This window comes from Synechocystis sp. FACHB-383, assembly GCF_014698605.1.
In the GTDB taxonomy this organism is placed as follows: Bacteria; Cyanobacteriota; Cyanobacteriia; order Cyanobacteriales; family Microcystaceae; genus Synechocystis; species Synechocystis salina.
In genome coordinates this window covers 41,564-47,563 of sequence record NZ_JACJTJ010000031.1, presented here as the reverse complement: position 1 = coordinate 47,563, position 6,000 = coordinate 41,564, and the positions used below count along the sequence as shown (strand labels likewise).

At 45.9% G+C, this 6,000-nt stretch carries 5 protein-coding genes and 2 pseudogenes; 2 read left to right on the top strand and 5 right to left on the bottom strand.

Features of this window, described 5'->3' with window-relative positions; genetic code table 11:
- Nucleotides 1-210 precede the first annotated feature (210 nt).
- Nucleotides 211-783, bottom strand: coding sequence for a Uma2 family endonuclease (locus tag H6G45_RS09165; protein WP_190598146.1), 573 nt, complete (start codon nucleotides 781-783; stop codon nucleotides 211-213).
- 127 nt (nucleotides 784-910) lie between these two features.
- Here H6G45_RS09165 and H6G45_RS09160 point away from each other — a divergent pair.
- Nucleotides 911-1,396: pseudogene (locus H6G45_RS09160) on the top strand (vitamin B12 dependent-methionine synthase activation domain-containing protein); the annotation flags it as partial.
- Between the two features lie 216 nt (nucleotides 1,397-1,612).
- Here the strand turns inward: H6G45_RS09160 and H6G45_RS09155 are convergent.
- Nucleotides 1,613-2,122 carry a DUF3592 domain-containing protein gene (locus H6G45_RS09155; RefSeq protein WP_190598145.1) on the bottom strand — a complete coding sequence of 170 codons (510 nt, stop codon included), beginning with the start codon at nucleotides 2,120-2,122 and terminating at the stop codon, nucleotides 1,613-1,615.
- A gap of 182 nt (nucleotides 2,123-2,304) precedes the next feature.
- The gene (locus H6G45_RS09150; RefSeq protein ID WP_190598144.1) at nucleotides 2,305-2,877 is read right to left on the bottom strand and encodes a Uma2 family endonuclease; all 573 of its coding nucleotides are present in this window, start codon (nucleotides 2,875-2,877) and stop codon (nucleotides 2,305-2,307) included.
- A 121-nt stretch (nucleotides 2,878-2,998) separates the two neighbouring features.
- Between H6G45_RS09150 and H6G45_RS09145 the strand changes: the two are divergent.
- Nucleotides 2,999-3,178, top strand: a pseudogene (locus H6G45_RS09145) (hypothetical protein); the annotation flags it as partial.
- 65 nt (nucleotides 3,179-3,243) lie between these two features.
- Here H6G45_RS09145 and H6G45_RS09140 read toward each other — a convergent pair.
- Both H6G45_RS09140 and H6G45_RS09135 read right to left on the bottom strand, forming a co-directional pair.
- Entirely contained in the window at nucleotides 3,244-4,584 is a 1,341-nt protein-coding gene (locus H6G45_RS09140) for a TldD/PmbA family protein (RefSeq protein WP_190598143.1), read from the bottom strand.
- 87 nt (nucleotides 4,585-4,671) lie between these two features.
- Entirely contained in the window at nucleotides 4,672-5,511 is an 840-nt protein-coding gene (locus H6G45_RS09135; RefSeq protein ID WP_190598142.1) for a tetratricopeptide repeat protein, read from the bottom strand.
- Nucleotides 5,512-6,000 lie beyond the last annotated feature (489 nt).

Sequence of the window (6,000 nt, the reverse complement as noted above, 5' to 3'; positions counted from 1 at the left end):
GATTATGCATAGCGTTCCAGGTTTTGAGTGGTATCTAATCCTAGAACGCGACCTCCCCTCTTTTCTACAATCCCCACCTAGACTGCTTTTCACTTCTTTTGTCAGTCAATCAGGAAATGACCTCTTACGAATCAGTTTTTGAATGTATTTATTCAATCCAATCCTGCGGGTTTGACAAAAATATCAAAGAAAGTGCTGGTTGCCCTCATATCAAAGATCCTTAAAAATTTCATTAACGGTTAACGCTAACTGGGGAAACGTGGGGGACTGAATTGCCATTGATTCTTTAAAATCACCCACTTCTTGATAGCAACCCGAAGCCAATTCTAAAACCAAAACTGATTGCGTTTGGGGATCAACAATCCAATATTCAGGAATGCTACAGGCTTGATATTGTTGACGCTTAGCAATGTAGTCCCGCTCCCGTTGCAATTCCCCCGGACTGACAACTTCCACCACCAATAAAGGCGGTAACATCGATAACCGAACCGTATTGCGTTTAGCTAATTGAGCAATATGCTCTTCTCGAATAATCGTTAAATCAGGAAAGCGGTTTTTGGGCTCACCATGAACTTCTAGTTCTAAACCGTGTCCCCGCACCCGTCGATAGCCAACGATTTCAGCCAACTTCAATAGCAAAAATGTGGCAATTTCAAAATTCAAACCCGATTCCGTCGGCACAGCTATTAATTCCCCATTGAATAATTCATAGAGTTGATCGGTATCGTCTTCGTACGCAAGATACTCGTCAAAGCTTTTAAAGCGGGGTTGGAGCGCTAACATAGGCTACCGTTTTCAGGAATAATTAGGCTTTTATTCTAGCGATTTAGCGATTTTATGGCGATCGCCAGTCCCATCAAGCATATTCCCCGCGCAACCAATGGCCAGAACATTCTCATACAAACCATAGTTTGAATTTCCCCGGCAAAAGTCAGGGCGACGGCTTTGTATTGGGGATTTTTTTGCGCCAAAAGAATCAGGGATTACCGATGTTTTTCCTTTGCAAGCGACGACGGTGGGGCAAATAGCGACGGAATATGCCAGGAAACTATTTGCCGGAGATAATTACACCGATTACTTCTACTTCCATGGCATGGCAGTGCAAATGGCGGAAGGTTTAGCCGAGTGGACCCACCAACGAGTACGGCGGGAATTGAGATTTGGTGATTTAGATCCCGACAATATCCGCGATATTCTGCAACAACGTTACCAAGGCTCCCGTTATAGTTTTGGTTATCCCGCTTGCCCCAATATGCAGGATCAATACACCCAGTTAGATTTACTCCAAACCGACCGAATTGGCCTGTTTATGGATGAAAGTGAACAGGTTTATCCAGAACAATCGACAACGGCGATTATTGCCTACCACCCCACTGCCAAATATTTTAGTATTTAGACTTAAGGCACTCAAGATGTCAGAAGTTTACCAACTTCAAAGAGTTTCCCTTGATTCCGACATTTGTTATAGGCAACCCTTTGTTTGACGATTATGCTATCTGGTTCAGAGGGTGTTTTAACAGCCCCCTTACCTCCCAAGTTTGGGGACTCCCAGTATTGCCAGAGCTTTAGTTAAGGGATTTAGGAGGCGAACTAAAACCTTCCAAACAGGCTCTTAGTTACGTATTACTAAAATCAGCAGAGATAGTCCAGTTGATAAGAAAATAAACCCCAAAATAATGGGAACAGCAGTTCCAAAATTAGCGCCCGGTTTTAAGATAGCTAAACTGGGTTCTGTTGGTTTGTAAAATACATCAATGGCACTGCCAATTGGATATTTATTTTTTTCGGCGATCGCCTTACTTCTTTCATTAAAGCGTTTACTGGCGGTCGAACCGTCACCAAGGGAATAGCGATCGCCGGTGTAGGCATTGCCATCCACTTGGTAGTCATAGGTAATCGTCAAATGATGAGTTTCCACCCTGGTGCTGCCATTACGATCAACTTCTCTGATAACTTGCACAGATTTAATCTCGCCCGCTACAACTGGCCATTTTTTGGCAGCTAGGGCCTCCTGTACAAAATTGACACCGAAGATAATCATTGCCGCTCCACCGACTGTTAAAAGTCCGGCGAAACCAACTCCTAGCCCATATTGCCACGGTGGCATTGTTTGTTTTGTCATACCAAAGTTTATTTATAACAGGCGATCGCCTCATTGGGTTTGTTGAGATCATCCGCAACCTTAGGAAAATGAGGGCATAAGGGAGCATTGGGGATGTTAAAAACCCTATTATCACTTTTTTATAAAAACGGCTGGGGAAAATAGCGCCCCCCGTAGGAAATATCTCGGCGATCGCCGTTATCTCAAAGATTCTTAAAAATTTCATTAACGGTTAACGCTAACTGGGGAAAAGTTGGGGACTGAATTGCCATTGTCTCTTTAAAATTGCCAACTTCCTGATAGCAATCCGAAACCAATTCTAAAACCAAAACCGATTGCGTTTGGGGATCAACAATCCAATATTCAGGAATGCTACAGGCTTGATATTGTTGACGCTTGGCAATATAGTCCCGCTCCCGTTGCAATTCCCCCGGACTAACCACTTCCACCACCAATAAGGGCGGTAACATCGATAACCGAATCGTATTGCGTTTAGCTAATTGGGCAATATGCTCTTCTCGAATAATCGTTAAATCAGGAAAGCGATTTTTGGGCTCACCATGAACTTCTAATTCTAAACCGTGTCCCCGCACCCGTCGATAGCCAACGATTTCAGCCAACTTCAGTAGCAAAAATGTGGCAATTTCAAAGTTTAAACCCGATTCCGTCGGCACAGCTATTAATTCCCCATTGAATAATTCATAGAGTTGATCGGTATCGTCTTCGTACGCAAGATACTCGTCAAAGCTTTTAAAGCGGGGTTGGAGCGCTAACATGGGCTACCGTTTTCAGAAATAATTAGGCTTTCATTCTAACGATTTAGTGATTTTATGGCGATCGCCAGTCCCATCAAGCATATTCCCCGTGTAACCAATGGGAAGAACATTCTCATACAAATCACAGTTTGAATTTCCCTGGCAAAAGTCAGGGCGACGGCTTTGTATTGGGGATTTTTTTGCGCTAAAAGAATTGGGGATTACCGATATTTTTCCTTTGTAAGCTGTGACGGTGGGGGAAATGGCAGCGGAATATGGGAGAGAACTACTTACTGGCGATAATTACACCGATTGTCTCTACCCAAAATGATCCGACCAGGGCGATCATGGCTTATCATCCCACCCCCAAATATTTCAGTGCCTAATCTACTCCCCGGTAATGGCCAATCCTTCCACCCACACCCGGGGACAGACTCCCCCTGGGGTAACTTCTGCTTCTGGTTCTAGGTAAACAATAGTTTTTAAAACTTCTAAGAAGTCCCCTGCCACCGTGGCCGCATCAATGCTTTGCTTTTCACCCTTGTTTACTAGCCAGCCGTCAAAGGGGAGGGAAAAAGAACCCTGGAGGGAGTTAACACCGGCGTGGAGAGCTTGGAGTTTGTCTATATAAACTACATTTTCTGCTTCGTCCAAGCTATAGCTTTTTTCTGGAGCTTTCTCGCTGTACACATGGTAAAAGTGGGCTCCGACGGTGATTTTGGCCCCGATGTTGGCGTGGCCGGTGGGTTGGGTATTAAAACGCTTTGCCGTACCAGCACTGTGGAGTAAGCCGGTTAAAACTCCGTTCTGAATGATGTTCACCCTTCTGGTGGGGGTGCCTTCCCCGTCAAAACGTTCGGCGGAAATGTTGCCTGGGTGCAGAGCATCATCGCTGACTGAAAGTAATTCACTGGCGATCGCCGTGCCGAGGGTTTCCTTGGTGGCTAAGGACTGTTTATCGAGGATGCTTTGAGCATTGTAAAGATTAGAGAAAGCACTGAGCAAACTTAAAAAGGCCCGGGGGGAAAAAACCACAGTATATTTGCCGGTGGGGATGGGGCGGTAATCAAGATGGCTGAGGGTTTTCTCCTTCACCGTTTGCAAACAATCATCAATGTCCAGGCTGGCCAAATCCCGGCTGATCTTCATTTCTCCAGCACTACGGGGCTTTTTGCCTTCCTGTTCTGCCCGACTGTAGAGATAAATGGAGGCATAGGAACGGCATTCATAGCGTTTAGCCCCAGCACTGTTGAGGTAAAACCGCTCCGTGGTCTGTTCCGATAAACCGTTATAGGGCACTCCAGTAATGGCGGGATGGCTACTCAGCAAGTCCTGTTCTGCTTTGACCAGTGTGGCAATTAAATCCCCCATGGGAGCCGGTTCCGCCACGTCATTTTCAGCGCCACCAATGGGTACTTGGGCTTCGGGACTGAAGTCCGGAATATTATCGGTGATGCCAAAAGCACTGGCTTCGGCGGCGGTTTCTAGGGCTAAACTAATCCCAGCCGCATCCAAATCTGTGGTGCTAGTGACCCCCACTAAACCTTTGTCATTCCAAACCCGTACAATCACGCTGGCCCGGTTGGAAGCTTCTACCTGTTTGGGTTCGCCGGAATCTACTTCCACTCCGGCATCATCCACGGAGGAACCGTAAATATCGTATTGTTTAATTCCCAGGGCGGCAGCTCCTTGGTGGGCATGGTCGGCGATCGCCTGAATATCGAGCATAGTCTTGTGATTATTAGGACTGAATAATTCCAATTTAACGAATGGACGGGGCCGGGAGCTATCAATTCCCCCGTGGGTGGGGATGCCTTAACTAAGACTCAAAAATTTATCCAACGCACTGATCACGCTGGGAGGCCAACGGCGGACTTGTTTGACCCAGTCTAGATTTTGGTAACGGCTATCTACCCCCACAGCGGCCACCCAATTGCTTTCTGCTTCCCCCTGTTGTCCATCTACCCACAGTACGGCGGTGAGGGCGGCCCGCATATCAGCAAACATGGGATATTTTTTTACTAAACGGCGCATGGTTTGAATGGCCTCTTCTTTTTGCCCCAATTCATACAGGGCTAGGGCAGTGTTGGCCTGGGCAAAGGCAAAATTAGGGGCGATCGCCGTGGCTCGCTGAAAATCCTCTAGGGCGATGGTCCAATGGCCCAAACCCCCTTCCGCATTACCCCGATTATTGTAGGCAAAGGCATCTTCGGGGTTAACGGTTAAAACCTTGTTATAGTCGGCAATGGCGGCTTTAAATTCCCCTTTCGCTTCCAAGGCAGTACCCCGGTTGAGGTAGGGATCCGCCTGCCCCGGTGCCAACTCAATAGCTCGGTTGAAATCGGCGATCGCCTCGTCCAATTTGTTTTGGCTCACCCGAGAATTGCCCCGATTACTCCACACGGCGGGATTCTGGGGGAACTTCTCAATCAATTCCGTCCAATATTTTTCAGCTGTGACAAAATCCCCCATTTCCGTGGCGGCAAAGGCTTGATCGGCGAGGCTATCCCCTACCTGTAACTCCTCATCGGTGACAGGACTGACATTTTCTGTGGCCCAGACTGGGGCAGGGCAGAGAATTAGTAAACCGACCAGTAAAATTCCCCATAGATAGGGAGTCAGCAAAGCCAAACTTTTTTTTGCAAAGGGAATCATTGAAAATTTTTTTGGTATGTTAAGTCGAGTGATGATGGTGTTCAACCCAGAAGGAGAGCGAATTTTAGGTGTATTTTCCTTGCCCAGTCTCTGGTTATTGTACCTAAAGTTATTCAGCGAAGCATCTGGTAGCACAAAACCTTTAGCGTAGACCGTTAGTATTATACCGTCACAACAAACTCAAGGAATCTAAAGGAATTTACTTATTATCTGATTATCCCAAAGAGGAAAATGAATAATGCCACAAGCAATGCAATTCTATCAAATCCCAGAAATTATAGACGGTCTTTCTATCAATGAACAACATGAATTAATTGATCTTGTTCGGCGTCGTCAAACAGAATAAAGAAGAGAAGAAATTGTTCAAAATATCCAAAAAGCTTGTCGAGATTATCAGCAAGGAGAACAATTTCGAGGAAGTATTGACGAGATTATTGACGAACTAAATGATGATAAGTTAGTTTTAACTACCTCTTTTAAAAGGGTGTT